At 71.4% G+C, this 22,700-nt stretch carries 23 protein-coding genes and 4 pseudogenes; 11 read left to right on the forward strand and 16 right to left on the reverse strand.

Going from position 1 to position 22,700, the window contains the following annotated elements; all coding sequences use genetic code 11:
- Positions 1 to 20: 20 nt before the first annotated feature.
- The 4 genes and pseudogenes from IG05_RS0116750 to IG05_RS50600 all read right to left on the reverse strand — a co-directional run.
- On the reverse strand, positions 21 to 665 hold the full coding sequence (locus IG05_RS0116750; RefSeq protein WP_030343340.1) for a dihydrofolate reductase family protein: 645 nt from the start codon (positions 663 to 665) through the stop codon (positions 21 to 23).
- A gap of 250 nt (positions 666 to 915) precedes the next feature.
- Positions 916 to 1,236 carry a hypothetical protein gene (locus tag IG05_RS48400; RefSeq protein WP_199808326.1) on the reverse strand — a complete coding sequence of 107 codons (321 nt, stop codon included), beginning with the start codon at positions 1,234 to 1,236 and terminating at the stop codon, positions 916 to 918.
- A 363-nt stretch (positions 1,237 to 1,599) separates the two neighbouring features.
- Positions 1,600 to 1,980, reverse strand: a complete 381-nt coding sequence (locus IG05_RS0116755) for an STAS domain-containing protein (protein WP_051789932.1) — start codon at positions 1,978 to 1,980, stop codon at positions 1,600 to 1,602.
- Positions 1,981 to 2,571: 591 nt separating this feature from the next.
- Positions 2,572 to 2,676: pseudogene (locus IG05_RS50600) on the reverse strand (TetR/AcrR family transcriptional regulator); the annotation flags it as partial.
- 1 nt (position 2,677) lies between these two features.
- On the opposite strand from IG05_RS50600, the pseudogene IG05_RS45320 reads away from it, so the two are divergent.
- Positions 2,678 to 2,878: pseudogene (locus tag IG05_RS45320) on the forward strand (HAD-IA family hydrolase); the annotation flags it as partial.
- A gap of 121 nt (positions 2,879 to 2,999) precedes the next feature.
- Here the strand turns inward: IG05_RS45320 and IG05_RS0116765 are convergent.
- The 3 genes from IG05_RS0116765 to IG05_RS0116775 are packed head-to-tail and all read right to left on the reverse strand — an operon-like array spanning position 3,000 to position 4,812.
- Complete coding sequence (locus IG05_RS0116765; protein WP_051789935.1) at positions 3,000 to 3,761, reverse strand: thioesterase II family protein; 762 nt, start codon at positions 3,759 to 3,761, stop codon at positions 3,000 to 3,002.
- Positions 3,758 to 4,000, reverse strand: a complete 243-nt coding sequence (locus IG05_RS50275; RefSeq protein WP_030343345.1) for an acyl carrier protein — start codon at positions 3,998 to 4,000, stop codon at positions 3,758 to 3,760. The genes IG05_RS0116765 and IG05_RS50275 overlap by 4 nt, the downstream gene beginning before the upstream one ends.
- Positions 3,916 to 4,812, reverse strand: a complete 897-nt coding sequence (locus IG05_RS0116775; protein WP_030343347.1) for an acyltransferase domain-containing protein — start codon at positions 4,810 to 4,812, stop codon at positions 3,916 to 3,918. Before IG05_RS0116775 ends, IG05_RS50275 begins: the two co-directional genes overlap by 85 nt.
- A 331-nt stretch (positions 4,813 to 5,143) precedes the next feature.
- Here IG05_RS0116775 and IG05_RS0116780 point away from each other — a divergent pair, with 331 nt between their 5' ends.
- From IG05_RS0116780 to IG05_RS50605, 3 genes and pseudogenes are all read left to right on the forward strand, one after another.
- Positions 5,144 to 5,974, forward strand: coding sequence for an alpha/beta fold hydrolase (locus IG05_RS0116780; protein ID WP_030343348.1), 831 nt, complete (start codon positions 5,144 to 5,146; stop codon positions 5,972 to 5,974).
- Between the two features lie 1,168 nt (positions 5,975 to 7,142).
- Complete coding sequence (locus tag IG05_RS0116785) at positions 7,143 to 8,150, forward strand: YdcF family protein (RefSeq protein WP_051789937.1); 1,008 nt, start codon at positions 7,143 to 7,145, stop codon at positions 8,148 to 8,150.
- 123 nt (positions 8,151 to 8,273) lie between these two features.
- A pseudogene (locus IG05_RS50605) lies at positions 8,274 to 8,484 on the forward strand (IS5/IS1182 family transposase); the annotation flags it as partial.
- Positions 8,485 to 8,542: 58 nt separating this feature from the next.
- On the opposite strand, the gene IG05_RS0116795 reads toward IG05_RS50605, so the two are convergent.
- Positions 8,543 to 8,731 carry a hypothetical protein gene (locus IG05_RS0116795; RefSeq protein WP_051789939.1) on the reverse strand — a complete coding sequence of 63 codons (189 nt, stop codon included), beginning with the start codon at positions 8,729 to 8,731 and terminating at the stop codon, positions 8,543 to 8,545.
- Positions 8,732 to 9,049: 318 nt separating this feature from the next.
- Between IG05_RS0116795 and IG05_RS0116800 the strand changes: the two genes are divergently transcribed.
- The 3 genes and pseudogenes from IG05_RS0116800 to IG05_RS49315 all read left to right on the forward strand — a co-directional run bounded on the left by IG05_RS0116800 (position 9,050) and on the right by IG05_RS49315 (position 10,382).
- On the forward strand, positions 9,050 to 9,781 hold the full coding sequence (locus IG05_RS0116800) for a DUF6193 family natural product biosynthesis protein (protein ID WP_234335881.1): 732 nt from the start codon (positions 9,050 to 9,052) through the stop codon (positions 9,779 to 9,781).
- 62 nt (positions 9,782 to 9,843) lie between these two features.
- A pseudogene (locus IG05_RS50610) lies at positions 9,844 to 9,909 on the forward strand (hypothetical protein); the annotation flags it as partial.
- 164 nt (positions 9,910 to 10,073) lie between these two features.
- Complete coding sequence (locus IG05_RS49315; protein WP_051789944.1) at positions 10,074 to 10,382, forward strand: FG-GAP repeat protein; 309 nt, start codon at positions 10,074 to 10,076, stop codon at positions 10,380 to 10,382.
- A gap of 301 nt (positions 10,383 to 10,683) precedes the next feature.
- On the opposite strand, the gene IG05_RS0116810 is transcribed toward IG05_RS49315, so the two are convergent.
- The 5 genes from IG05_RS0116810 to IG05_RS0116830 form a co-directional block, all read right to left on the reverse strand.
- A complete protein-coding gene (locus tag IG05_RS0116810; RefSeq protein ID WP_030343357.1) occupies positions 10,684 to 11,145 on the reverse strand; it encodes a S26 family signal peptidase in 462 nt (153 codons plus the stop codon).
- Positions 11,146 to 11,150: 5 nt separating this feature from the next.
- Complete coding sequence (locus IG05_RS0116815; RefSeq protein WP_078894253.1) at positions 11,151 to 13,040, reverse strand: ABC transporter ATP-binding protein; 1,890 nt, start codon at positions 13,038 to 13,040, stop codon at positions 11,151 to 11,153.
- A complete protein-coding gene (locus tag IG05_RS0116820; RefSeq protein WP_030343361.1) occupies positions 13,037 to 13,591 on the reverse strand; it encodes a redoxin domain-containing protein in 555 nt (184 codons plus the stop codon). Before IG05_RS0116820 ends, IG05_RS0116815 begins: the two co-directional genes overlap by 4 nt.
- Before the next feature lie 47 nt (positions 13,592 to 13,638).
- Positions 13,639 to 14,211, reverse strand: a complete 573-nt coding sequence (locus tag IG05_RS43720) for a MauE/DoxX family redox-associated membrane protein (RefSeq protein WP_078894255.1) — start codon at positions 14,209 to 14,211, stop codon at positions 13,639 to 13,641.
- A 139-nt stretch (positions 14,212 to 14,350) separates the two neighbouring features.
- Complete coding sequence (locus IG05_RS0116830; RefSeq protein ID WP_030343364.1) at positions 14,351 to 14,542, reverse strand: hypothetical protein; 192 nt, start codon at positions 14,540 to 14,542, stop codon at positions 14,351 to 14,353.
- 267 nt (positions 14,543 to 14,809) lie between these two features.
- On the opposite strand from IG05_RS0116830, the gene IG05_RS0116835 reads away from it, so the two are divergent.
- Positions 14,810 to 15,925, forward strand: a complete 1,116-nt coding sequence (locus IG05_RS0116835; protein WP_030343366.1) for an XRE family transcriptional regulator — start codon at positions 14,810 to 14,812, stop codon at positions 15,923 to 15,925.
- Between the two features lie 484 nt (positions 15,926 to 16,409).
- On the opposite strand, the gene IG05_RS0116840 is transcribed toward IG05_RS0116835, so the two are convergent.
- The gene (locus IG05_RS0116840; protein ID WP_030343368.1) at positions 16,410 to 17,030 is read right to left on the reverse strand and encodes a cadmium resistance transporter; all 621 of its coding nucleotides are present in this window, start codon (positions 17,028 to 17,030) and stop codon (positions 16,410 to 16,412) included.
- A 130-nt stretch (positions 17,031 to 17,160) separates the two neighbouring features.
- Positions 17,161 to 17,745: a TetR/AcrR family transcriptional regulator gene (locus tag IG05_RS0116845; protein WP_030343370.1), complete on the reverse strand. Its 585-nt coding sequence runs from the start codon at positions 17,743 to 17,745 to the stop codon at positions 17,161 to 17,163.
- Positions 17,746 to 17,865: 120 nt separating this feature from the next.
- Between IG05_RS0116845 and IG05_RS0116850 the strand changes: the two genes are divergently transcribed.
- The 3 genes from IG05_RS0116850 to IG05_RS0116855 all read left to right on the forward strand — a co-directional run bounded on the left by IG05_RS0116850 (position 17,866) and on the right by IG05_RS0116855 (position 20,113).
- Complete coding sequence (locus IG05_RS0116850; protein WP_030343373.1) at positions 17,866 to 18,714, forward strand: class I SAM-dependent methyltransferase; 849 nt, start codon at positions 17,866 to 17,868, stop codon at positions 18,712 to 18,714.
- Between the two features lie 268 nt (positions 18,715 to 18,982).
- Positions 18,983 to 19,201: a hypothetical protein gene (locus IG05_RS47835; RefSeq protein ID WP_324605015.1), complete on the forward strand. Its 219-nt coding sequence runs from the start codon at positions 18,983 to 18,985 to the stop codon at positions 19,199 to 19,201.
- 216 nt (positions 19,202 to 19,417) lie between these two features.
- Positions 19,418 to 20,113 carry a hypothetical protein gene (locus IG05_RS0116855; protein ID WP_030343374.1) on the forward strand — a complete coding sequence of 232 codons (696 nt, stop codon included), beginning with the start codon at positions 19,418 to 19,420 and terminating at the stop codon, positions 20,111 to 20,113.
- 117 nt (positions 20,114 to 20,230) lie between these two features.
- Here IG05_RS0116855 and IG05_RS0116860 read toward each other — a convergent pair whose 3' ends face one another.
- Complete coding sequence (locus IG05_RS0116860; RefSeq protein WP_158838924.1) at positions 20,231 to 22,273, reverse strand: hypothetical protein; 2,043 nt, start codon at positions 22,271 to 22,273, stop codon at positions 20,231 to 20,233.
- Positions 22,274 to 22,700 lie beyond the last annotated feature (427 nt).

Below are 22,700 nucleotides of genomic sequence, written 5' to 3' on the forward strand. Positions count from 1 at the left end.
CGGCCGAGGGGGCTCGTGCATCACCTGCGCCAGAACAGGTGGTGCGTCACACCGCTCGGGCTGGGCACGACCTCCAGGTGGAACCGGTCGAGCAACTCATCGGGGGACTCCCAGAGCCGTAGTCCCGACCCGAGCTTCACCGGCGAGACAGCCACGTGCATGGTGTCGACGAGGCCGGCGTCAAGGAACTGCCGGATGGTGGTGACTCCGCCGCCGAGTCGGACGTCCTTGCCCTGTGCCGCTTCCCACGCCTGTTCGAGGACCGTGGCCGGGTCGCCGTCGACGAAGTGGAACGTGGTGTCGGAGAGCGTGAACGACGGACGCGCGTGGTGGGTCATGACGAACACCGGGGTGCGGAAAGGAGGCTCCTCCCCCCACCAGCCGTGCCACTCATGGTCCTTCCAGGGCCCGCGTTCGGGCCCGAACTTGTTGCGGCCCATGATCTCGGCACCGATGTTGCGTGCGAAGTCTCGCGTGAAGTAGTCGTCGAGGCCCTGGCTCCCGCCAGGATCCGTGCGCATGGGCCAGCTCGCCGTGGCTCCGGCCCAGGCGAACAGCCTCTCGGGATAGTCGAGGCCGAACGGTCTCTCAAGGCTCTGGTGCTCGCCGGCACCGATTCCGTCATTCGAGACGTTGAAGTTCATGACCCTCAGCAGTTGATCCATGTGTTCCCTCGTCAGGTCCTGTTCCGTCACCGTGTGGCGAGGCGCCGCACATCAGGACGTCGAACGGGACGCGGCCAGATCGACAGCTGCCCGCAGCTTTTTCCAAGGCGCGTCAGGAAGCAGCCTCGCTGACCGCGCGGCCGTGGCGCATGTGGACGGCGGAGCGGTTCGAGGATGGATCTTCAGGCCGCTTTGGCTGGTTCCTCGGCCCAGGCCCGGATGGAGGGGAACCGGTTGGAGTCGGTGCCGGTCACGATGCTGCCGATGCTTCGAGTGGGAGACCGTGCTGCGCCGCCTGCCCGCGCCGAGTCTGGTTCCACCCCATCGACCCGTGCTGGTCATGACCTCCATCACGCGCGCAACCGAGCAGATCGGCCTGGTCGCCACAGCCTCCACCCCTGCAGCCGGCTTCTTCGCCGCGGTCTTCTTCCGGCTGCGGCAGCTCATGCACCTCGACCAGCCCCGTGGAATCGCCGCGGGCGGCCAGGGCCGGGGTCAGCAAGGTCCGCGCGCGGCCGGTGGCGCGGTTGGAGGCGGGACGCACCGGCACGCAGGCGCTGTGCACGGCCACGACGCCGCCGGCGTGGTGGTGCGCGCCGCATCCGACGGCTCGGGGCCGTCCGAAGGCACGCGCCTCGCACTGGGAATGGCCCCCTGTGCCGGGCGGAGCGGGTGGCGGTCAGCCCCGACTGGCTCGGCACCGTGCCCGAGGGTGTGGAACCGGCCGACTTCGCGGTCTGGAGGCTTTCCTCGACGGCCCATCGGCTGCCCGGTGTCGGATCGGCTCGTCCGGTGTGGTCGTTGACACGCGTTCACCCGCCCGACGAGCCGTGAGCTTCTCTGTTCGAGAAGACCGTGAGCTGGAACGAGAGATGAATATCATGCGGGGACTGATCGGCCGTGCGGGTTGCTTAGCCGTCACTCCGAGGCCGGCCTATCCCTTGTCACTCGGGCTGCCGTCGATGGTGTCGGCAAGGATGTCGGCGGCGTTTTCCGCGGTGTCGTAGACGTCGAGAATCCTGTCGACGCCAGTGAGCTTCAGCAGCTGTCGCAGTTGCGGCTGTACGCTGACCAGGGCCAGCGTCACACCGGTCTCCAGCGCACGCCGGCGGGCCACCAGAAGTGCGTTGAGTCCTGCCGAATCGCAAAACGGAACCCCGGCCAGGTCCAGCACGATCCATTGCTCGCCTGAATCGATGCACCTCAGGAACTCGGTACGAAACATGGGCGCGGTCAGGTAATCCATCTCACCGCTGAAGGAGCCGACCAGGCAACGGTTCACGTGGGCCTTCGTGACCGACGGAACGCTGGTCATTTCGACAACCTCCCGCCCTTCTCCACGGCGCGCGGGTCGCACCTTTGACAACCGCCTGCCCTTGAATGCCTCTCCCAACCGCCGCAGCACCGGCGAGGTTCGCAGGAACGGTTTGACGGCGCAATGTCAAAGTCGACCGGTGGTGGGAATTAGCAGCGCAGCTCGGCCCGAAGACGGGGTGGCGGCGGGCGACGCAACTGCCGCCTCTGACGCCGGGGTCCCGTCGCCTCGGCCGGACGGGCGGGGACCAGCTGCCGGCCCTGCACCGGGCACGACGCGGTGCTGCTTCAGCCGCTCCTGCTCGCCCCCGCGCGCGGTCTCGACAGCCTTGTCCTCGCAGTCGCCGCGCAGCGTCGGGTGGCACCGCGGCTCCGGCCACCGATACGCCGCCGTCGCCTCTCACCGGTGGCCGGTGAAGTGAGGGCACAGCCAGTCATGCCCGGTCGCCGATTCGGGGATGGCGTCGGGCAGCAGCCATGGTCCGGTCGCCGCGGCAGCAAGAAGGAGTGCGCTGGGCGCCGCGCGGTGTCACCGGCTCGCGGGCGCGTCCTGCTGCCCGAGCGGCCGCAGGGAGGGCAGGGTCAGTTGCCATCAGTCGGACAGGCGGTCGATGACCGTGGCGGTGCCGTCGAGTGCCTCGGTGAGGGAGCAGAGGCCGTAGAAGGCGCACACCAGGGTTCTGGCCGCGCGAGCGGGAGGCAGTCTGGAACGGGCGGGACTGCGCCGCTACTTCCAGCACATCGTCGTCCCGGACCGCGGGGACCACGTCCGCCCCGAACCGCACCCGGACGTCTACGCCTTGGCGGCCCGGCTCTGTGGTGTCGACCCGTGCAGCGCGCTGGTCGTCGAGGAGTCCCTGACCGGCGTGCAAGCGGCTCGCCGCGCAGGATTGCGCGTGAAGGCGTTGCGCTTGGCGGGGCGGTTCAGCCCCATCAGCCGTCGGACCGGTCACCTGGTGGGCCCGAGCGCCGCGAGGCCGGGGCATCGAGCCCTTTCCTCGCGGCGCCGGGGGCCGGGACTCAGTGAGCCAGTACCGCGGCGACCGATGCCACGTCGTCACGGAAATAGAAGTGACCACCGGGGAAGGTGTGCCGGCGCAGGGGCTCGGTGCTGTGCCGGCCCCACGCGTCGAGTTGGTCCGGGGTTCCGCTGTCGGCCTCGCCGCCGAGGACGACGAGCGGAACCCGAAGGGGCCCGGAGTCCCGGTGCCGGCAATTCTCCAGCAGAGCGAAGTCGGCGCGGAACGCCGGCAGCAGCAGCGCCAGCGGATCGGGATCGGCGGCGATCTGGGGCGGGATGCCGCCGTAGCGCTCGTCCAGGATCGCGATCAGCTCCTCGTCCGGCAGGCCGGACAGCCGGGCCCCGTGGCGCGGCAGGTGGGGGGCCGGGAAGGCCGAGACGACGAGCCGTTCGGGCAACGGCAGTCCCCGGGCGGCCAGTTCGCGCGTCACCTCGTAGGCGACCAGTGCGCCGAGGCTGTGTCCGAACAGGTCGTAGGGGGCGACCAGTTCCGTTTCCGCCAGCAGGGCGTGTACCACGTCGTCGAGCTCGGTCAGAGCCGGTTCGGCGGCGCGGCCGCCGCGTCCCGGCATGCAGACGCCGTAGACCTGGGTGCCATTCAGGTGCCGGCCCCAGCGGACGTACTCGCCCTGGAGCCCGCCTGAGTGCGGGAAGCAGTACAGATGGCGCTCGGGGGTCGCCGTGGGAGGGCGGCCGTTCAGCCAGGGATTGCGCCGGGCGGGGGTGCCGCCGCGCAGCGGGGCAGGAGGGGACGTGGTCATGAGGCGGCGTTCTCCTTGGCCTCGGCGGGATCGCCGGCCCCACGCTCCTCGATGAGCGCGGCGAACGACGACGGGGTCTGGAAGCGCAGGACGTCCGAGGCCTTCACGCTGACGTGGAAGGTGGATCCGGCCCAGGCGGCGAGCTTCGTGGCGGTCAGCGAGTCTCCCCCGAGGTCGAACAGGCCGTGCTGCGGGTCGATGTCCGGGTAGCCGAGAGCCTGTCCGAAGGCCGTGAGCACGGCCTGGAGGACGGGGGGTGCTCCGGCGCGCGGACGCCGGGCGACACGTCGGCGACAGCCTCCCGCGGAGCGGTGGCTGCCCCCGCCGGCGCGGCCGGAAGCCCGGCGGCCATCGGTGCGATCACGGAGGTCGATGAGGCCATGGGTGCGGGCGTGCGTGGCGTCGGAACGGCCGGCGTGAGCGCGACCGGCGGCGGCACGAGGTGGTGGCGGCGTTCGAACGGGTACGTCGGCAGGGCGATCCGGCGCCCGGGCCCGTCGCCCCGCAGGGCGGCGAAGTCGGGGTGCGCCCCCCGGGCCCACATCTCGCCGACGCCGGCGAGCAGGACCGCCTTCTCGGACGCCTCCTCCGCCGGGTGCGGGGCGAGGCGCACGACGGCCTGCTTGTCGTCGTAGGCGGCGTGCTGGCGGGTCAGCGTGGCCAGGGTGCGGCCCGGACCCATGTCCACGAGGACGCTGTCCGGGGTGCCGAACAGGGTGTCCAGCGCCTCTCCGAAGCGGACGGGTTCGCGCATGTGCCGCACCCGGTACCGCGACGTGCGCACCGCCTCCGCGTCGGCCCACGCTCCGGTGGTGTCCGACAGCACCGGCAGCGCCGGCCGCTCGCGCGGCAGTGCTTCGATCGCCTCGGCGAAGCGCTGGGTGATCGGGTCGACCAGGGGTGAGTGGCCGGCGGTGGCGATGCGCAGGACCCGTGCCTCCAGCCCGCGGTCGGTCAGCTCCTGCGCGAAGCGCGCCACGGAGGCGGCGGGACCGGTGACCGTGCACTGGCCGGGGCCGTTGACAGCGAGGCGGGTGATGGCGTACTGCAAGGTGGTGCGGCCGCAGTACGACCCCGGACGGCACCCGCCGGCCGAGCGGGAGCGGGGGCGGAAGCGGGCGAATCGAGATCGACTCCTCGCGCATGGTCGTGCTCACCCAGCCGGCGAGGTCGTGACCGTCATCCTCCAAGCGGTCGGAGCATCCAAGTGAAACCGAGCGCGACTCGGGCGGCATGACGGCCGGGAGCTCTCTGACCGCGACAAGGTTCTCGTACGAGGGCAGCAGTCGTTCGGCGTACCGCCGTACCCCCCGGTTCACCGGGGGGTACGGCTCGACTCGCAGAACGCACAGCAGGACATCCGACACAGCAGGGAGTCAGTGATGAGTACAGTCACCACGCCGGACGGCACCGTCATCTTCTACAAGGACTGGGGCCCGCGGGACGCCCAGCCGATCGTCTTCCACCACGGCTGGCCGCTCAGCTCGGACGACTGGGACGCCCAGTTGCTGTTCTTCCTCTCCAAGGGGTACCGCGTCATCGCCCACGACCGCCGCGGGCACGGACGTTCCAGCCAGCCCGCGACCGGCCACGACATGGACACCTACGTCGCCGACGTCAACGCGCTGACCGACGCCCTGGACCTCCAGGGAGCAGTGCACGTCGGGCACTCCACCGGCGGCGGCGAGGCCACGCGCTACGTGGCACAGGCCAAGCCCGGCCGCGTCTCCAAGGCGGTACTCGTCGCGGCCGTCCCGCCGGTCATGGTGAAGAAGGACAGCAACCCCGAGGGCACCCCGATCGAGGTCTTCGACCAGTTCCGTGCTGCCCTCGCCGCCAACCGGGCCCAGTACTACATCGACGTTGCCACCGGGCCCTTCTACGGCTTCAACCGGCCCGGGGCCCAGGTGTCCCAGGGGCTGATCGACCGGTGGTGGCTGCAGGGCATGATGGGCGCGGCGAACGCCCACTACGAGTGCATCAAGGCATTCTCGGAAACCGACTTCACCGAGGATCTCAAGAAGATCGAGGTCGCGGTCCTCGTGCTGCACGGCACGGACGACCAAATCGTACCCTACGCAGACTCCGGCCCGAAGTCCGCCGAGCTGCTCAAGAACGGCACGCTCAAGAGCTACGAGGGCTACCCCCACGGGATGCTGTCGACGCACCCCGAGGTGCTCAACGCCGACATCCTCACCTTCTTGGAGAGCTGAGCGGTCTGCGTGATGGGCGCAGTGGTCATCTCCTCCCTTCTCGCTCCCACACCGGCGCCGGTCGTTGCGCAGGGTCGCGGTGCCGGAGCGGTCGTCCCACACGTACGCCCGCCGGGGCTGGTACAGGTCCGTCCTCGTGTCGTGGCTGGACGGTAAAGCGGAGACGAGTCATCACTCGAAGTCAGCCCCCGGCGGCTGGCGACGTCAGCTCGGCCAACGAACCGGAGACCACCGCTCCAACCCCTTGCCTGACGAGCATCCCTGAGCCGTGCAGGCCCAGAGCCTGCCCACTCGACTCGTCGGGGGTCTGGGTGACGCATCGTCAGCTCCTGGCCGTGGGCGCGATCGTACGGCGTTTCGCGTCAGGGAGCGGCCGCCGTGCTCGCCCGCCGAGGCCGCGGCTCGGACGGCGGTGGGAGGAACGATCGAGTGGGTCGACCGAAGGGTGGCCATGACCGGCTGGCGCACCGCTCACGGCGGACCGATGGTGCGGCTGGTCTTCTCGTCGACGGAGCCGTAGCGATGCGCGGCGTAGTCGGCGGCCGCGGTGATGTCCGCGACCGGGTCGGTGAGGCCGTCGGCGGTTCGGTGACGTGGTAGGCGTTGCCCGCGGACTGACCGGGTCGGTCGGGTCGGTCGCCGGCATCCGCGCCGCGTTCACCGTGGACACCGTCGACCAGCGGCGGCACCGGTGGGCGTGGCGCGTCCGGCTGGGCCCCGTCGCCCTCCGCCGCACCTCGAAGTGCATGTATACGCCCGCGGCAGCAGGACGACCCTCCGCCTGGATGGTTCGGTGCTCACGGCAGCCCTTCACGCCCCGTGCGCACGCCTCACCCTCCGCCGCCTCGTACGGTGTCGATCACGTCCGTGCCCCACGCCCGTGCCGTACGACCAGCTCGGCGGTCCCCCCTCCCCCGGCCGCTGATGGCGCCGCGGCACCGAAAGTGCTTCGCTTCTGCTTCCGCTCCAGCCCGCCGCCCCTGGTGGCTCGGTCCAGCGCGGGCGGTGAACGCCCGTCCCGCCGAGCTCACCACTGCCTGCCCGCGTACGGGCCACGGCAGTGGGTTTGGGAGGATGTCCGGCGGCCATCCGTACCGGGGTCCGCCGCATCGCGCGGGTCCGGGAATCCGCGGGCGGCGAGAGGTGAGACGCGGAAGACAGGAGCGGAGTGCGATTCGTGCCGGAGTACCCGGAGTACGTGGCCGCGGCAGTGTTCGCCGTGGGCGGGATCATCAGCGCTCTGCCGGCACCGCACAGGTTCTCCACTGCCGTGCTGTTCTGCCTCGCGGTGACCTCCACCGGGCTCGGCGTGGCCGCCCGGGGTACGGAAGGCCACGGCATCCTCGACGTGGTGCTCGCCGTCGCCGCCCTGCTCGTGGCGCTGGTGCTGGGCCTGCTGCTGGTGGCCGACGGCGTCCTCCTGGTCCGGCGGTACGGGCCGCAGCCGGTCCCGCTGGCCAGTGGGACCGCCGGCTGCGCGGTGCTGGCGGTGCTCGGCCTCGACGCGGTCTTCCACGCGGTCGGTGGTGAGGTGCTGCGTGCCCTCGTGGTGGCGGTGAACGCGACCGCGGGATACCTGACCCTGCTCTTCCTCGTCTTCACGGGCTACGTGATCGTCCGGGGCCGCAGAGCCCCGCTACCGGGGACCACCCATGTCGTCGTCCTGGGAGCCGGGCTCGACAGGGACCGGCCCGGCCCGCTGTTGGCCCGCAGGCTGGAGAGTGCCCTGACAGTCGACGCCCCGGGCGCACCGGGCACCCAAGGGGTGGTGTTCGTCGTCTCGGGCGGCCAGGGCGAGGACGAGGTCCGCTCCGAAGCGGACGCCATGGCCGACTACCTGCGCGCACGCGGCGTGGCCGCCGACCGGATCGTGCGCGAGAACCGCTCCGTCAACACCGGGCAGAACCTCCGCTTCAGCGTGGCCCTGATGGACCACAGCGATCCCGGCCACCGTGCCACGGTGGTCACCAGCAACTTCCACGTCTACCGCACGACCCTGCTCGCCTCACGTCTTGGCGTCCCCGTGCGCGTGGTGGGCGCGCCGACCTCCCCGGCCTACTGGCTTGCCGCGACCCTGCGCGAGTTCGCCGCCGTCCTGTGGCTGGACCGGCTTCCCCTGATCGGACTCAGCCTGCTGCTGGCCGTGCCCGTGGCCACGGCGATCTTCTGGCGCTGAGGCGCCCCGGAGGGCCGGAGGGCGTTGCGGACGGCTCGGTGGCGGGCATTTCCGGCCGTGGTGTCTTCCGCCGGCCGAGCGGGTGCTGCTGGTGGCCGTCCACCAGCGAACGAACCTCACGGCGTCCCGCGCCGCAGAGGAGCCGGACGTCCCCTCCTGCGAGGCCGGAGGGAAGACAAAGCCGAACACCGGCGCGTGCCGGCCCGCGTCGAGCACACTTGCGCCCGGATGGAGAAACTGGACGATCCTTCTCGACTGCCGCCAAAGGGGCGACGGCCTCCTCCACGCCGTCCAGGCCGTAGCCACCATGCGCAACCTCGCCATGGTGGGGTGAAACAGCAGGCCGGCCATCACCCGGACATGCCCGCCACCAAGCCCTCCGCATCCCCCCTTCAGTGCATGAGGACGATCCCGGCCAGCGTCACCGCCCCGGCCACCAGCCGCGGACGTCCGAAGGGTTCGCGGAAGAACACCGTGGCGATGACCGCGGCGACGAGGATGCCGGTCTCGCGCGGCGCGGCGACGGTGGCGACGTTGCAGTGGGCCTGCGCCCAGATCACCAGGACATCACCGCCGACCACGCCTACTGAGACCGTCGTACGGCCCGGTGCACCGGGGGCACCCGGGGGTCCGGGCGGGGGCGGTCCGGTGCCGCGCAGGGTGATCGCATCACGCCGCCGGTGCGGGACTCCCGCAGTGCCCGCAGCGCGCCGCCTCCTGTCGGCCGGGCCCTGCTCCTGGTCGTCGCGCCCGGGGGCGGCTGCCTCAGGCGCAGCAGACGCTCGGGCATCGCCGGCTGCTGGAGCCGAACGACGCCGCACGCGCGGGCCCGCCCGCTCTGGGAGACTGCGGCTCGGGCACAATCAGCAGACATGTCCACTCCTCCCGATCCTGCTGTCGTGTACCCCGGCGTCGCAGCCTTCGGCGGCCTCGCCGCAGCGCTCCGGGCCGAGGTGGAAGGCCACCTCGGCGTCGCCGCTGTCGAGTCTTCGGACTCCGCCCCGCTGCTCCACGCGACCGTCGCCAGCGTCCTGCCGTACCGCGAGCCACTGCGGATCAGCGCATGGCAGTACGAGCGGCGGTGGTCCATCAGCGGCACCGAGCCGTCCGTGGGTGCGCCCCTCATCGACGGTACGACGGACGACTTGGCGGAGGTCGCGAAAGCCGCCTGGGCGTGGCACGACGGGGAGCCCCTGCGTGGCATCCGCCAGACGGCACCGTTCGTGCACCTGACCGGCAGGTTCGAGGTGCCAGATCATGACCCCGCGCGCCTGGCTGAATCCGAATGGCAGTGCATGCGCCAGGAGGCGGCCGAACTGGAGGTCGACTGGCAGGAGGCGTACCAGGCGCTGATCGAGGCGGCGTACGCCGAGCCGTTGTTGCGCGCCCTCTTCCCGTTCAGGAGCCACTGGGGACTGCGCTTCTCGACTACCACCCGCCCGGCCGTGACCATCGTCGGACCATGCCTGACCGCGAACGATGACGGCACGTACGGGGTGGGCAGAGGCTTCATCACCCCCGACCTCGGTCTGTTCGACAGCCTGCATGACGCCGTGGCAGTGGCCGTGCGGGAGCTGCCGTCCGGCCTCGGCCCAGTCACGCTCGGCTCCTTTCCTCAACCGGCCAACTAGGGTCCGTCTTCAGAAGGCCCACGCTGCAGGCAGGCCAACAGGCAGGCACCGCCCAGGCCCGTCTGGCCGGCGGAGACCGCGTGGCGGCCGGAGACCTCAACGGCGACGGCCGCGACGACCTCGTCATCGCCCTGTCCAACCCCCGCCTCAACCCCAACGGACTGGCCGACCCCAGCCACGGCGCCGGCTACCTCGCCGTCCGCTACGGCGACCCCGACATCATCGGCGGTCTCGCCCCCCCCCCCCCCCCCCCCCCCCCCCCCCCCCCCCCCCCAACCCCCCCCCCCCCCTCTTGCTGCGCGGAAGCGCCGGCGGGCTCACCAGCAACGGCGCCGCGCGCTATTCACAGAACACCCCTGGCATCCCCGACAACGCCGAGGCCAACGAATCCTTCGGCTCCCGGCTCCGCCTCGCCGGCTTCAACCGCGACGGCAAGGCGGACCTCGCCGTCACCGCACCTCGGGAGGACCGCGGCAACGGCGCCCTCTGGCAACTACGCGGTAGCCGCGGTGGCTTGAGCACCAGCGGAGTCAGCACCTTCGGGCCGAGGGAATACGGCGTCGCCGCCGGCTCCCGCATCGGTGAAACCCTCCTCGGCTGAGGTTCCACGAACACCAAGTCGATCGTGTCCGGGCTTCCTCGATCTTGCAACGGCGGCCACCAGAACCGAGATCGGCGTTTCGGACGGCCATCTTGTAGGCCGTTGTCACGTGCTTCATTTCACCTCACGAGGCGGCTCGATCACAGATTTCCCGAGTCGCTTTCCCGCGGCCGTCCCACCAAGCGCGCAAACGAGGGGCCGCGGTCTCGCGCGCCGCCACCTGCCAAGGGCATCCGGCCCCGCCCCGATGGGCCGGCGTGGCTTGCCCGGTACCGTCGAGGCGGGCCGCGGCTGTTCCTCATCAGTGACCGTCTCGGCACCGGCGTACGCGGCACATGACCACCGCCGTGAGCCGCTCGAAGGGGACGGGACCGGTGTGCCGCGAGTCGTAGCTGGTCTCGCGGTGGTCGCCGAGGACGTAGACGTGACCGGGTGGTACGGCGTCCCTTCCGTCACCCGAGTCCGGTAACGCGTCGCCCGGGAGACCCACGACCCGCTTGATCATGCAGGTGGGTGTGGCGGACTCGGCGGGGCGCGGGCCGTGCGCGGGCCGGAGCCGGATCGCGACCACCGTACCGCGGCGCACGAGTCGTGCCGGGCACCTCAGGTGCCCGGGCAGTCTGGCGGCCAGCAGCCGGTCCCCGTCCTGGTAGGCCGGCCGCATGCTGCCACCGCTGACCTCGAGCAGTAAGCAGGCCTTGCGCAGGACGAGGGTGAGCGCCCCGGCCGCCGCGACCACGGCGGCCGGGGCCGCCCATGTCATCGGTGTCACGGACGAGCCCCCTCCGGCTCGGCCGGCTCGTCCCGGTAGCCGCTGGACTGGAGCGTGAACAGCCGTTGGTACGTGCCTCCTTGGGCGATGAGTCGTCGGTGGTCGCCGAGTTCACGGACGCGCCCGTCCTCCAGGACCGCGATGACGTCGGCGTCCTTGACCGCGCCGAGCCGGTGGGAGATCAGCACACTGGTGCGTCCGGCGCGACGTTCCCGCAGCCGCGCGTGGATCTCGTACTCGGCCGCAGGGTCGAGTCCCGAACTGGGCTCGTCCAGGATCAGCAGATCCGCGCCCGTACGCAGGAACGACCGGGCGAGCCCCATCCGTTGCCACTGCCCGCCTGACAACTGGACCCCCATCTCGGTCCCGTCCCCCTCACTTGAGCGGAAGGTCCGGCTCAGCAGGGTGGCGTAACCACGCGGAAGCCGGGCGATTTCCTCGTGCATGCCGGCGAGCCGCGCCGCCTCCTCGCAGCGCCGGAGATCCGACAGCGCGCTCAACTCGCCGATGCACACGTTCTCCTGGGCGGTGAGGTCGTAGCGCATGGGGTCCTGGAAGGTGGCGGCGATGCGCGCCCGCAACTCGGCCGGAGCGATGTCTCGCAGGTCGGTGCCGTCCCACAGGATGCGCCCGCGCGTGGGGTCGTAGAACCGGCACAAGAGCTTGACCAGGGTCGACTTGCCGGATCCGTTGACGCCCGCCAGCGCCAGCGCCGTGCCACGCTCGATCCGCAGGTTCACCCCCCGTAGCACCCAGGGCAGTTCCTCCTCGTAGCGGAACCACAGGTCCTGGATCTCGATCCCCTCACGCAGCGGGCCCGCCGGGCGAGGGCGGTGCGGAGCGGGCAGGTCGGGGCCGAGCCGGAGGACGGTGACGTAGTGGTCGAACATCACCAGCGAGTGGTGCGTCTGGCCCAGTTCACCGGCCAGTCCGCCGATACCGCTCTGCACGGCGGGGATCGCGGCCAGCAGCATGGAGACATCGCCGACGGTCATCGCCCCGCGCGAGGCGGCCCCGACCGCCCACAGCAGACTTGCCCCGGCGAGGACCGCGGCGGCCGTCTGGAGCGCCGACTGGATCCGCAGTTCGCTGCGGTCCTGTCGCTCTCTCAGGGCGTCGGCGGCACGGCGCTCGCTGAGCATGCGGCCGCGCAGGAATCCCCCGGCACCATAGAGGCGGATCTCCTTGGCGGCCTCCACACTGGTGAGGAGGGTCGCGTAGAAGATCTCCCGGCGCTCGGAGGGGCTGATGTCCCAGAAGGTCCGCGCCCGCCTGCGGCTGAGGGTGATCTCCGCCCACAGCACCGGAATGCCGGACAGCGACACCGCCACCGCCAGGAACGGGTCGAGGATCGCGAGGGAACCGACGAACCCGGTCAGCAGGACCGTGCTGCGGATCAGACCCGCCGCGCCTTCGACCACTTGGGACGGTGCGAGCCCGCCGGCCTGTTGGGCCAGTCGCAGCTGGTCCAGAAACTCCGGGTGTTCGAACCGGCGCAGCCCGGTGAAGGTGTCGACCCGGGCGTGCAGGCGCTCATGGGCGCGCAGGCTGGTCACGCGCATCATCCTGGCGCGCAGATAGCCGGTGAACTGCGGGGCGACGGCTGCGATCGTACTGACGGCGGCCAGCGTGCTCGCGGGTGCGGCGATATCGGCCGCGGACGCTCCCGAGGTGAGCGTGTCGAGGATGTCCTTGACCAGCCAGGTGACCACGACCGGAGCGGTGGCCGACAGCAGGGTCACGGCGAGGTGGCACGCCAGCACCCAGGGGGACGAGCGGAAGGCGAGCCCCAGGGCCAGGCGCAGGGCACGGACCAGGTCCTGGGGGCCGGGAACGGATGGCGCGGGGACGGGCTTGCCGGCGTCCTCGCCGAGTGTGCGGCTCATGTCGACCCGGCCGGGGAGGTGGTGAGCGCGGCGTTCCCCACGGCCAGGACGGTGGGTGCCGTTCCGCTCCTCGCCGAGACGGCGAACTGGCAGGGGTAGGCGGTGACACCGAAGGCCGAGGTGCAGGGACCTTCCGGATCTTCGGACAACACCGTGGCGACAGGCTTGAGTTGGCTCACCATGAACTCGGCCTCCGCCTTGTCGTCCGGCGTGGCGTTCGGCGACACGACGACGGCGACGACCTGGCGGTGGCCGCTCATCGCCTTCGCCTCCTCGACGAAGCGGGGTAGTTTGCTGCGGCACGGCAGGCAGCCGGTGGTGAAGAACGCCACCAAGGCCCCGTCCGTGAGGTCCCGCTCGGTGATCGGGGGCCCTGCCACACAGTGCGTGGCGAAGGTGCCCACGGTCGCCCCGACGGGCAGACCACCCGTGTCGTCCGCCAAGGTGCCGTCCGGGCGGTCGCGGAGCCGGCGGAGTACGGCGAGGGTCAGCATCAGATCCCAGGTGCACAGGGCGGCGACGGCCACGAGGGCAGCAGCCAGGTAGACCATGGCGGGCCTCTCCGGTTGGTAGTTCAGAAGTTCGGGAGTGTCGTTCGTCAGTTCGGAGGCGTCGTTCGGAAGGCGCCGTAGGGAAGGGGCGGACGGCCATGACGCACGAGCGAGACGATCTCCTCTCCCGTCGCCACCACAACGGCGCACACCGCACCGATGAGCCAGGCCGAGAACACGCCTTGCCAGGACAGGGAGTGGCCGCCCTGCGTTCCCGGCACGGCCGCCGCGACGGCGGTGAGCAGCAGGCTGTTGCGGACGATCTGGGGCCATCCCGCCGGGCGGTCGCCGGACGTCCCGAAGCAGTGGCACGTGACCCTGTTGCCGTCCCGTAGCGCACGGGCGATGGCGTAGGTGAAACCGGTCAGCAGCACGGCTGCCGCCGCGAGCCCCACTCCGTGCAGCGCCGGAACGGCGAGGCACAGTGCGGTCAGGGCTTCCAGGGAGACGATCCCCGCCGCCAAGCCGCCCGCCAGGCGCCGCGGCACCCTCCCGAGTGTCACGACGGTGTCCGAGAAAGCCGCGAACGAGGCAGCGGTGCGCACCTTGCTCACACAGGCGCCGGTGAAGACGAGCGCCAGCAGTCCTTGGCATGTCGAGGAAAGGAAGTCCACGAGCACTCCTCACGGCGGTCCACGGAAGGTTTCGCGGGAGGGGGTACGCGGCCGGTGGTCCGGCCGGCGCGTCGTGCACCTCCCGTGCGTCCGACGGCCGGGCCCCGTCTCCTTGAGGCCCGGCCGCGGTGGGCTGCTACCGGCCTTACGACGTGCAGCCGCACCGTACGAACTCGCGCCTGTTCAGGTCGCACGACCAGACGCGCTGCGTGTACTGGTTGTAGGAGGAACAGGGCTGGTTGCGGATGCAGCGGTACCACCACTCGCATGCCCCGGCCGTCTCCCGGGGCACCAGGTGGTCCAGCATCCGGTCGGCGAGGGTGCGGATCGTCTTCATCGGCTATGTCCTTTCGTCGGGTGATCCCCCGGTGGCTCGCGGGGGGAGCGGCCGTCAGGCCTCGGACCGTGCTCGACCGGCCGGGCATCCAGTCTGTGCGGACCAACTCCCCCCGGAGGAGGGGCTTCGGCTGTCCCGGACACGGCGGGGCTGTCCGGGCTGGTCACGGATCTGTCCGGGTCGTGTCCGGGACGGTCGAGTGGTGGGACGGCGATTGGCAGAATCCCGGATTGTCCACCGCGAGGGACCGGACGAAGATGTCCGGACATGGGGAGACAGCGTCCGCTACCGCAGGAGGCGCGCAACGTCGCGGAGTTCGTGGCCTGCATGCGGCAGCTCAAGGAACGGTCCGGGCTGACCTACCGCCAGTTGGAGGCCAACGCGCAGCGGCGCGGGGACGTGCTCGCTCGGAGCACGGTCGCCGACGCGCTGCGCCGGGACTCGCTGCCGCGTGCGGAGGTCGTCGCCGCGTTCGTCCGAGCCTGCGGGAGAGACGAGGACCCCACCGCCTGGCTGGAGGCCAGAGACCGGCTGGCCACCGACGAGCCCTCGTACGCGGACGACGGGGTGCCGCCCCAGGACAGCGGATTGCCGCCCGGAGGAGAAGGGCCGACGCTCGGGCACGACCGGTCGAAGCTCGCAGAGGGAGGGCCGGCCCACTCGGACGACGATCCGCCGTTCGACGCGACGCGCGAACAGTCCACGACGCAGAAGGCGTTGACACGCATCAGAAGCCGGCCCGTCCTCGCGTTCTGCGTCGGCACCGTGCTCCTGCTCGCCGCTGCGGGAGCCTGGGCGCTGCTGCCGGGAGGAACGGGCGACCGGGACCCGGCGGCGCACGAGGCCGGTGCGACACCAGGCCTCGCCTCCTCCTCGGCCCCCGTCTCGACCACCGGCTCCGACGGCCCGGCAGCGGGGCCCACCCGGATCCGGCCGGCTCTGGCCGCCGGGCTGTGCATCACCGAGGGCCACGACCGCAAGGGGCGTTACCGCAGCCAGGTCGCCGTCCAGCACCCGTGTGCCGACGCCACACCACCTGACGTCTCCCTTGTCCCTGTCGGCAAGACAGGCTCGTACTACATCCAGTGGCGCCATCCGGTGTACGGCGACGGGTGCCTCACGGCCCTGGGCAGCGGTCATGTCGTCGAGGGACTGCTCGAACCCTGGCCTTGGGAGAGCTGTTCGGCGGACCGCACCAGCCAACACTTCTTCTTCGACCCCGTCGACAGCTCCGGCGACAACGCCTTCCGGATCCACGTCGTGCAGAACGGAATGTGCCTCGGCATCAACGGCGCCGACGACCGGGCGGTGGGCGCCGAGATCGCTCAGCAGCGCTGCACGGGAGCCCGGGACCAGGAGTTCCTGGTGGATGCCGCCGGCTGACATGCCGCCGGCTGGCATGCAGTCGCCCGACAGACCAGACCCCTTACGCACGGGGACGGTGCGCGGTGCGCCGGGAGGGAGAGGTTTCCCCGCGAGCCCGATGCGGGCCGCCGCGGGCGGGTGCGTCGTGTGCCCTCGCCGTGACCGTGGCGTTCCAGCCACTCCAGTACAGCCGCCGCACGGCGCGGAAAGATCCCCCGCGCGCGGGGAGTGCCCCCCCCGGCCTGGGGAGAGGGAACGTCGTCGACGGCGGGACCGCACGCCTGCCCGGACGGGATCGTCTTCGCGGTGCTCGTTTCCGTAGGCGAGGCCGACGCGAGCGACATCGGCGAGAGCCCACGGCCTGTAGGTGTGGCCCGGGCTCTTCCCCCAGGTGCCGTTGTGCCAGCGAGCCTACGGCCGGTTGCCGGCAGCACGTGTGCGCCGGTTCCGGCAACGCCCGCCCGGCACGGGGAAGTCGATGGGGACCGCCGCGCCGGGTGCCTCACAGACCGAAGGCGCCGCCCTCGACGAGGATGACCAGGCCGATGGCGATCAGGACGAGGGGCAGCAGAATGTGGCCCCATCGAGCGAGGGCTTCGGCGATGACGGAGCGGGTGGCGAAGAACCGGCCGGCGAAGCACCACACCGCCACCAGCGCGAGGAACACCACGGCGTACGCGCTCATCCCGCCGATGCCGGCGGTGGCGAACACCGGCACGTAGACGCCGATGTTGTCGCCGCCGTTGGCGAACGTGACCGCGGCGACCTCCAGCGGGCTGGGGCCGCCGTCCTTGGCCTGCTCCCCCTCTTCGTCCGTGCCACCGTCGTCCGTGCCTCCGTCACGGCGGTGGCTCCACGCCTGCCAAGCGGCCTTCAGACCAAGGGCGAGAGGCAGCAGGCCGAGGTAGGGGATGACCGACTCAGGCAGGAAGGTCGCTCCGAAGGCGGCGGCCACCGCCACGGCGAGGATCGCGGCGAAGCCCAGATACTGCCCGAGCACGATGCGGCGGGTGGAGGCTCGGTAACCGGCACCCTGGGCGAAGAACAGCGCCAGGACCACGATGTCGTCGATGTTGGTGACGGCGAACAGCCCGGCGGCCTGCCCGATGATTCCCAGGTCCACCACTGGTCCCCCTCCTCGATGCGACTGCGGTGACGCTACCGGGCACCGCCGCGGCGGGTGGCGCGGGGCCCTGCTGCGGAACGACCCGCCCTGGGTGCGGCTGCGCCGTACCGGTGGCACAGGGCCTGGGTCAGGAGAGGTCCGTCAGGGCGTGGACCAGCCGCTCCACCCGATCCTGCGGGCGCGGCGCACCCGGGCGCCCTGTCATCAGCAGATGATGCAGTGTGCCCACCAGCGCGAGCGCGACCGATCCGACATCCAACCCGTCAGCGACACGCTTCAGCCGCTGTTCGGCACCCAGGTAGGTCTCGATGGAAGCCTGAATCGCGTCGAAGCCGGGCGCGCCCGCGGCCCATGCCTCCCGTACGCGCAGGGCCGCCGCCGGCCGGGTCACTGCCAGTCCGACGACTCCGGGATCCAGGCTCAGCATCGCCGTGGCCAGGTCCACCAGGTTGCCGGTGACGGAGCCGCTGCCCGCCTTTTCGGGAAGGGCGGTGGCCAGCGCGGCGGTACGGGTGAAGCGGTCCAACACCAGCTCGGCAACGAACTCGTCCAGTCCCTCGAAGTGCGTGTGCAGCACCCCCTTGGCGCACCCGGCTTCGGCCGTGACTGCCCGACTGGTCAGAGCAGCGGCCCCGTCCCGGGCCACGACCCGTTCGGCCGCCTCGAAAAGGCGCTCCCGTAGATCGGGGATGGCCACTCCGCGTGGTGACAACAAGTCCTCCCAGGGACAAGGGCATTGCAGGTATGGGCAAGTGCCCATACTGTTTGGGCACGCGCCCATTTTAGGAGCGGTTCATCGCTTGGCAACGCCCGTCCACGGGAGGTTTCCTTCATGCACCCCATCGCCAGTACCGCCCAGGCGCAGGCCTGGAACGGCTACGAGGGCACCCACTGGGCAGTCCACCACGACCGCTGGAACGCCGTGAACGCAGGCTTCGACCAGCCCCTGTTCCACGCCTCAGCCATCGCGCCCGGTGACCGCGTCCTCGACATCGGCTGCGGTGCCGGAGCCACGACCCGGCTCGCCGCTCGCGCCGCCGCCCCGCACGGCAGCGCCCTGGGCCTGGACCTCTCCGGCCCCATGCTCCAGCGCGCCCGGGCCAGCGCCGACAGTGCAGGCCTCGACAACATCCGCTTCGAACAGGGCGACGCCCAGGTCCACCCACTCCCCCGCGGCAGCTTCGACCTCGCCATCAGCCGCTTCGGCATCATGTTCTTCACCGACCCCGCCGCCGCCTTCGCCAACATCGCAGCCGCCCTGCGCCCAGGCGGCCGCGCCGCACTGCTGTGCGCCGCCGAACCCGACGGCAACCAGTGGCTGACCACCCTGGCCGCCCTCGCCGACCTGCTGCCACTGGGCGACTTCGGCAAGCCCGGCCCCGGCATGTTCTCACTGGCCGCGCCCGGCGCGGCGGAAGCACTGCTGGAGGAGGCGGGATGGCGAAACGTGCGGGCCGAACACGTCACGGCCCTCGGCACCTGGGGGCACGACGCGGCAGAGGCCGCCGATTTCCTCCTGAACACCGGGCCCGGCCGCCACCTCCTCAGGCACACCGCGCCCAGCACCGCCGCCCGTGCCCTGGACCGACTGACCGACGCTCTTCGCCCCTACGAAGGCGACGCCGGCCTGCAACTGCGCAGCACCGGCTGGCTGCTCACCGCCACCACACCCGACGCCTGACCTCGAAGGCGTCTCCCGCTGCCGACCGACGCCGGTCAGCCGTGCGCAGGCGCAGGCCTCGCTCAAGCGCCTGCCGTGCTCACGGCGCTCGCAAGTCTCCCGTCGAGTGGATCAGCGGCCGGATCGATGCCGACCATGACGGCTGCGACACCCAGCCGAGGTCATCTCCTCCATGACGCGGGCGAGGTCGCCGCGCAGGGCAGTGGTGGCGGGCATGTTCAGTGCCTCCAACTGGTCGCTGGCCGAGTGGTGTGCCGCCTGAAAGGCGATCACCTCTGGAAGGAAGGCGTGCAGGGACCGGCCGGGCGTCGTCCCGGTCGAGGCAGCTCAGCGCGACGGCACCGTGCGCACCGACATCGATCCCGCTGTCACGACCAGCCTGATCGGCCGAACCGCCCTCGCGGTCGCCCGTGCCCAGCCCTCCTCCCCGGAACTCGTCGACGCCTACCTCTGCGTCCTGCTGCGAGGTCTTCGCCCGTCCCCCTGACGAGGCGCTGGTGCGATCCCCCTGACGAGGCGCTGGTGCGATCCCTCGGCCGAGGCCAGCAGTTCCCTCTTGGGCTCCACCGCACGGATCAGCGGTGGCTCCATGCAGTAAGAAGTCGATCTGGCCCCGCTCGGAGTTCAGGGAGTCGTGAACCGAGCGTTCTGCTGTCGGCCAACACTGTCGCGGCTCCGATGGCGTGGGCGACAGGATCGTCGCATGCAGCCGATCTTCGTCCTCGTGCACAGTCCGTCCGTAGGCCCCTCGACCTGGCGCCCCGTGGCCGAACACCTGACGGCGGCGGGATACCAGGTAAAGGTGCCGTCCCTGCTGCACATCGGCGCCGGTGCTCCGCCGTTCTGGCCCCGCATCGTCAGTGCCGTCCGCGACGACCTCCGGCACGTGCCGGCTGGCAGCCCCGTCACATTGGTGGCACACAGCAATGCAGGCTTGTTTCTCCCGGTGATCCGTTCGGGCCTCGACCATCCGGTGACCAGCTCGATCTTCGTCGATGCCGCGCTGCCGGCCCTGACCGGACCGACCCCAGTCGCCTCACCCGAGATGCTGGAGTTCCTCAGTCCGATGGGCGCAATGGGCAGGCTTCCACGTTGGACCGACTGGTGGGACGAGGCAGACGTCGCCCCCATGTTCACCGATCCGACGATGCGACACACCGTCATCGAGGAACAGCCCACCCTGCCGCTGTCCTACTACGAGCAGCACATCCCGGTCCCCGACGGCTGGGACGACCATCCCTGCTCCTACTTGCTGTTCGGCCCTCCGTATGACGACCTTGCCGCCGAGGCACGCGAACGCGGCTGGCGTGTGGCACACCTGCCCGGCGCGCACCTCCACCAGATCATTGATCCTGTCGGCACAGCCCGGCACCTCGTCGAACTCGCCACCACGACGTGATCCGATTCCGACGCACGCCCCTTCCCGGTCGGTGGAGCCGAAACAACTCCGTGCACTGGAGCCAAGACAAGTGCGTACAGACACCCGCCCGCTGGCCGGGATTGGCGCCTCCGCACGTCAGGGGAGCGCGAGCACCGCGGCGATGGTGGAGCGGAGTTCCTGGTCGTCGAGGACGGCCCGGTAGTCCCGGTGATTGGAGAGCCTCAGGTCGCGGGCCCCGACGAGGCGCAGTGCCCGCCGGGCGGCCGGTGTGACCGTGCCGATGCGCAGGAAGGCGCGGAGTGCCTCGGCCAGTTCGCCGTAGCGGTCGTCGTCCCTGGTGAAGCGCACGACGACCTGCTCAAGCACCGACAAGGTGGCCCGCGGGTCGCCGGTGATCGCCCACAGGGCGACCGCTGCCGTCGCCCTCCCGTACTCGGCGTTCTCCATGACCTCACGCACTCGTCCGGCGTGCGCCGCGGCGGCCGGGCCGAAGTCGGACAGGAGGAGGACCGGTCCGTACGGCGACGCCTGCTCGTCGTGCACCGCCTCGCCCAGGCGCCGCAGCGCGGTACCGTCGTCACCCCCCGCGATGCGCCACGCGGCCCAGGCGATCTTGTCGTGGTTGCCCGGGTGGTCGAGGACGACCGCGTCGCGCACGGCGGACGCCGTCGAGGCGGCACCGGGACCCATCGCCAGCAGCACGTCGACCACGCGCAACGAGTACCGCGTGTCCCTCAGGAGCGGCAGGACGACCGGGAGCACGGGCAGCGCGTCCGGCCCCCACTCCTCGGCGACGTGCAGCAAGGTGCCCATGATCTCGCCGTGGTCGCCGTGCCGCTCGTGGTCCTGGTGCACCTCCTCCAGCAGCGCGGGCAGCAGGACGTCCGCGTGCTCGCGCAGCGGCGCGAGGACTTCGTGCATCTCCGGCCGGCGCGGATCGCCCGCCACCCAGCTGCGCCCGTACTGCTCCCGGTAGGGCGCCCAGAGCGACTCGACCAGGCCGGGGAGGCCGCGGGGGTCGCCCAGCCGGACCAGGGCCCAGCGTGCGAAGTCGCCGACGGTCCCCTCGATCCAGGAGATTTCGTCGGTCCCGGGATCGTCGAGCAGTGCCGCCAGGCGGTCGGCGTACGGGCCGGAGTCAGGGGCGAGCATGGCGAGGAGGTGCACGGCCTTGAGCCGCACGCAGTCGTCGGCACAGTCCAGCAGCCGTGCCGCCAGGGGCAGCACCGTAGGCGCCGCGGAACGCCGCAGCACCAGGTGCCGCCACGCCTCGTCCAGGACGACCCGGCGCAGCCCGTCGTCCCCGGTGCGTTCCGCCGCCTCGGCCAGCCGGGTCACGAACGACAGAGCGGCCGGGGGGTCGTGGTCGAGGAGACCGGACACCCATGCGGCAACGTCGTCACGGGTGAAAGGCCTCTCGACGTCCGGCAGCCACCAGATCCGCTCGAACCGGGGCCGTACGGCCGGATCCGCGAGGGCGTCCAGCAGCAGGTCGGCATGCCGGAGGGGGGCGTCGCGGTCGATGGACGCCCGGGCGATCACGGCCGCCACCTTCATCACCGGCTCGTCGTCGCGCAGCACCCGGCTCAGCACCGCCTCCACCGCGCCGGCGAACCGGCGCCGGCCGCCGGAAAACCCGGTCTGTGGCGCGCCGGCGGCCGTCGCGGCGCAGGTGCCCAGCGCCAGCAGGAGGGGCAGGCGTACGGCCGGGTCCGTCTCGGAGTGCCACCGTTGCAGCAGCGCGTCGTCGTCCGCCAGGAGGAGAGCGGCCCGCCGGACGCTCGGCGCGGGGTCCGCGAGAAGCGCCGTGATCTTGTCGCCCTGACGCCGCCACTCCTCCCGCCACGCTTCGTGCGTGCCCTGTTCACCGGACTCGCGCGCCGCACCGTTGAGGGCGCCGAGCAGTTCGACGAGAGTGACCCGTGCGCCGTTGGCGGGGTCACAGGCGAGCGCCGTGAGGAACGGCAGGGCCGCGGCCGCGGCCGACGGCAGCCCGCCTCCCGGGGCCAACAGGCAGGAGTACAGCGGGTGGCAGTCCTCCTCCGTCGCCGCCGGGCCTCGCCCGACCAGACGGCGCAGCACCCGCGGGACCTCCTCGACCGGATAGTGCTCGGGCATGCCCGTCCGCAACCGGCTCCAGTCCACCGCGTCCACCGCCCCGACCGAAGTCCCCGCCACTGCCACCCCGTAAGTCCGCCGCACGTCAACCGGCTGACATCCTGGCACCCACCCGACAGGGTGATCACCCCGGAATACTGGAAGATCCCCCACGGTCCACGTCCCTCCGCCGCGCATCCAGCCAGGACGCCGCTGCCGGAGGACTTCGAGACCCTGAACGGGCCTTCTTCTCGCTCGGGTTGCGGGACACCTACGCCTTGGACAAGATCACTCCCTGACTGGGCGCTCTGACGAGTGAGGCCGCATCTGTCATCGCCGCCGTTCTGCGCGACCCCCCGGACTCCGCCCGGCACTTCAGCCACTTCGCCGACGACCGCGCCGCCGACCCCCGCGTACGCCAAGCGCGATGCACGGCACCGCCGACTGAAGCGGTCGATGACGCGTATCGGCCTGCGCAGCATCTACTGCCCGTACGGGCGGGGCCCTG

Source organism: Streptomyces sp. NRRL S-1022, assembly GCF_000720135.1.
Lineage (GTDB): Bacteria > Actinomycetota > Actinomycetes > Streptomycetales > Streptomycetaceae > Streptomyces.

What these genes read in the sequence shown, in the direction of transcription:
- IG05_RS0116750 (WP_030343340.1), bottom strand. Translation starts at nt 665, where the DNA reads ATGGATCAACTGCTGAGGGTCATGAACTTCAACGTCTCGAATGACGGA.
- IG05_RS0116855 (WP_030343374.1), top strand. Translation starts at nt 19,418, where the DNA reads ATGCAGCCGATCTTCGTCCTCGTGCACAGTCCGTCCGTAGGCCCCTCG.
- IG05_RS0116850 (WP_030343373.1), top strand. Translation starts at nt 17,866, where the DNA reads ATGCACCCCATCGCCAGTACCGCCCAGGCGCAGGCCTGGAACGGCTAC.
- IG05_RS0116820 (WP_030343361.1), bottom strand. Translation starts at nt 13,591, where the DNA reads ATGGTCTACCTGGCTGCTGCCCTCGTGGCCGTCGCCGCCCTGTGCACC.
- IG05_RS0116830 (WP_030343364.1), bottom strand. Translation starts at nt 14,542, where the DNA reads ATGAAGACGATCCGCACCCTCGCCGACCGGATGCTGGACCACCTGGTG.
- IG05_RS0116765 (WP_051789935.1), bottom strand. Translation starts at nt 3,761, where the DNA reads ATGACCACGTCCCCTCCTGCCCCGCTGCGCGGCGGCACCCCCGCCCGG.
- IG05_RS0116755 (WP_051789932.1), bottom strand. Translation starts at nt 1,980, where the DNA reads ATGACCAGCGTTCCGTCGGTCACGAAGGCCCACGTGAACCGTTGCCTG.
- IG05_RS0116810 (WP_030343357.1), bottom strand. Translation starts at nt 11,145, where the DNA reads ATGACATGGGCGGCCCCGGCCGCCGTGGTCGCGGCGGCCGGGGCGCTC.
- IG05_RS0116780 (WP_030343348.1), top strand. Translation starts at nt 5,144, where the DNA reads ATGAGTACAGTCACCACGCCGGACGGCACCGTCATCTTCTACAAGGAC.
- IG05_RS0116815 (WP_078894253.1), bottom strand. Translation starts at nt 13,040, where the DNA reads ATGAGCCGCACACTCGGCGAGGACGCCGGCAAGCCCGTCCCCGCGCCA.
- IG05_RS0116835 (WP_030343366.1), top strand. Translation starts at nt 14,810, where the DNA reads ATGGGGAGACAGCGTCCGCTACCGCAGGAGGCGCGCAACGTCGCGGAG.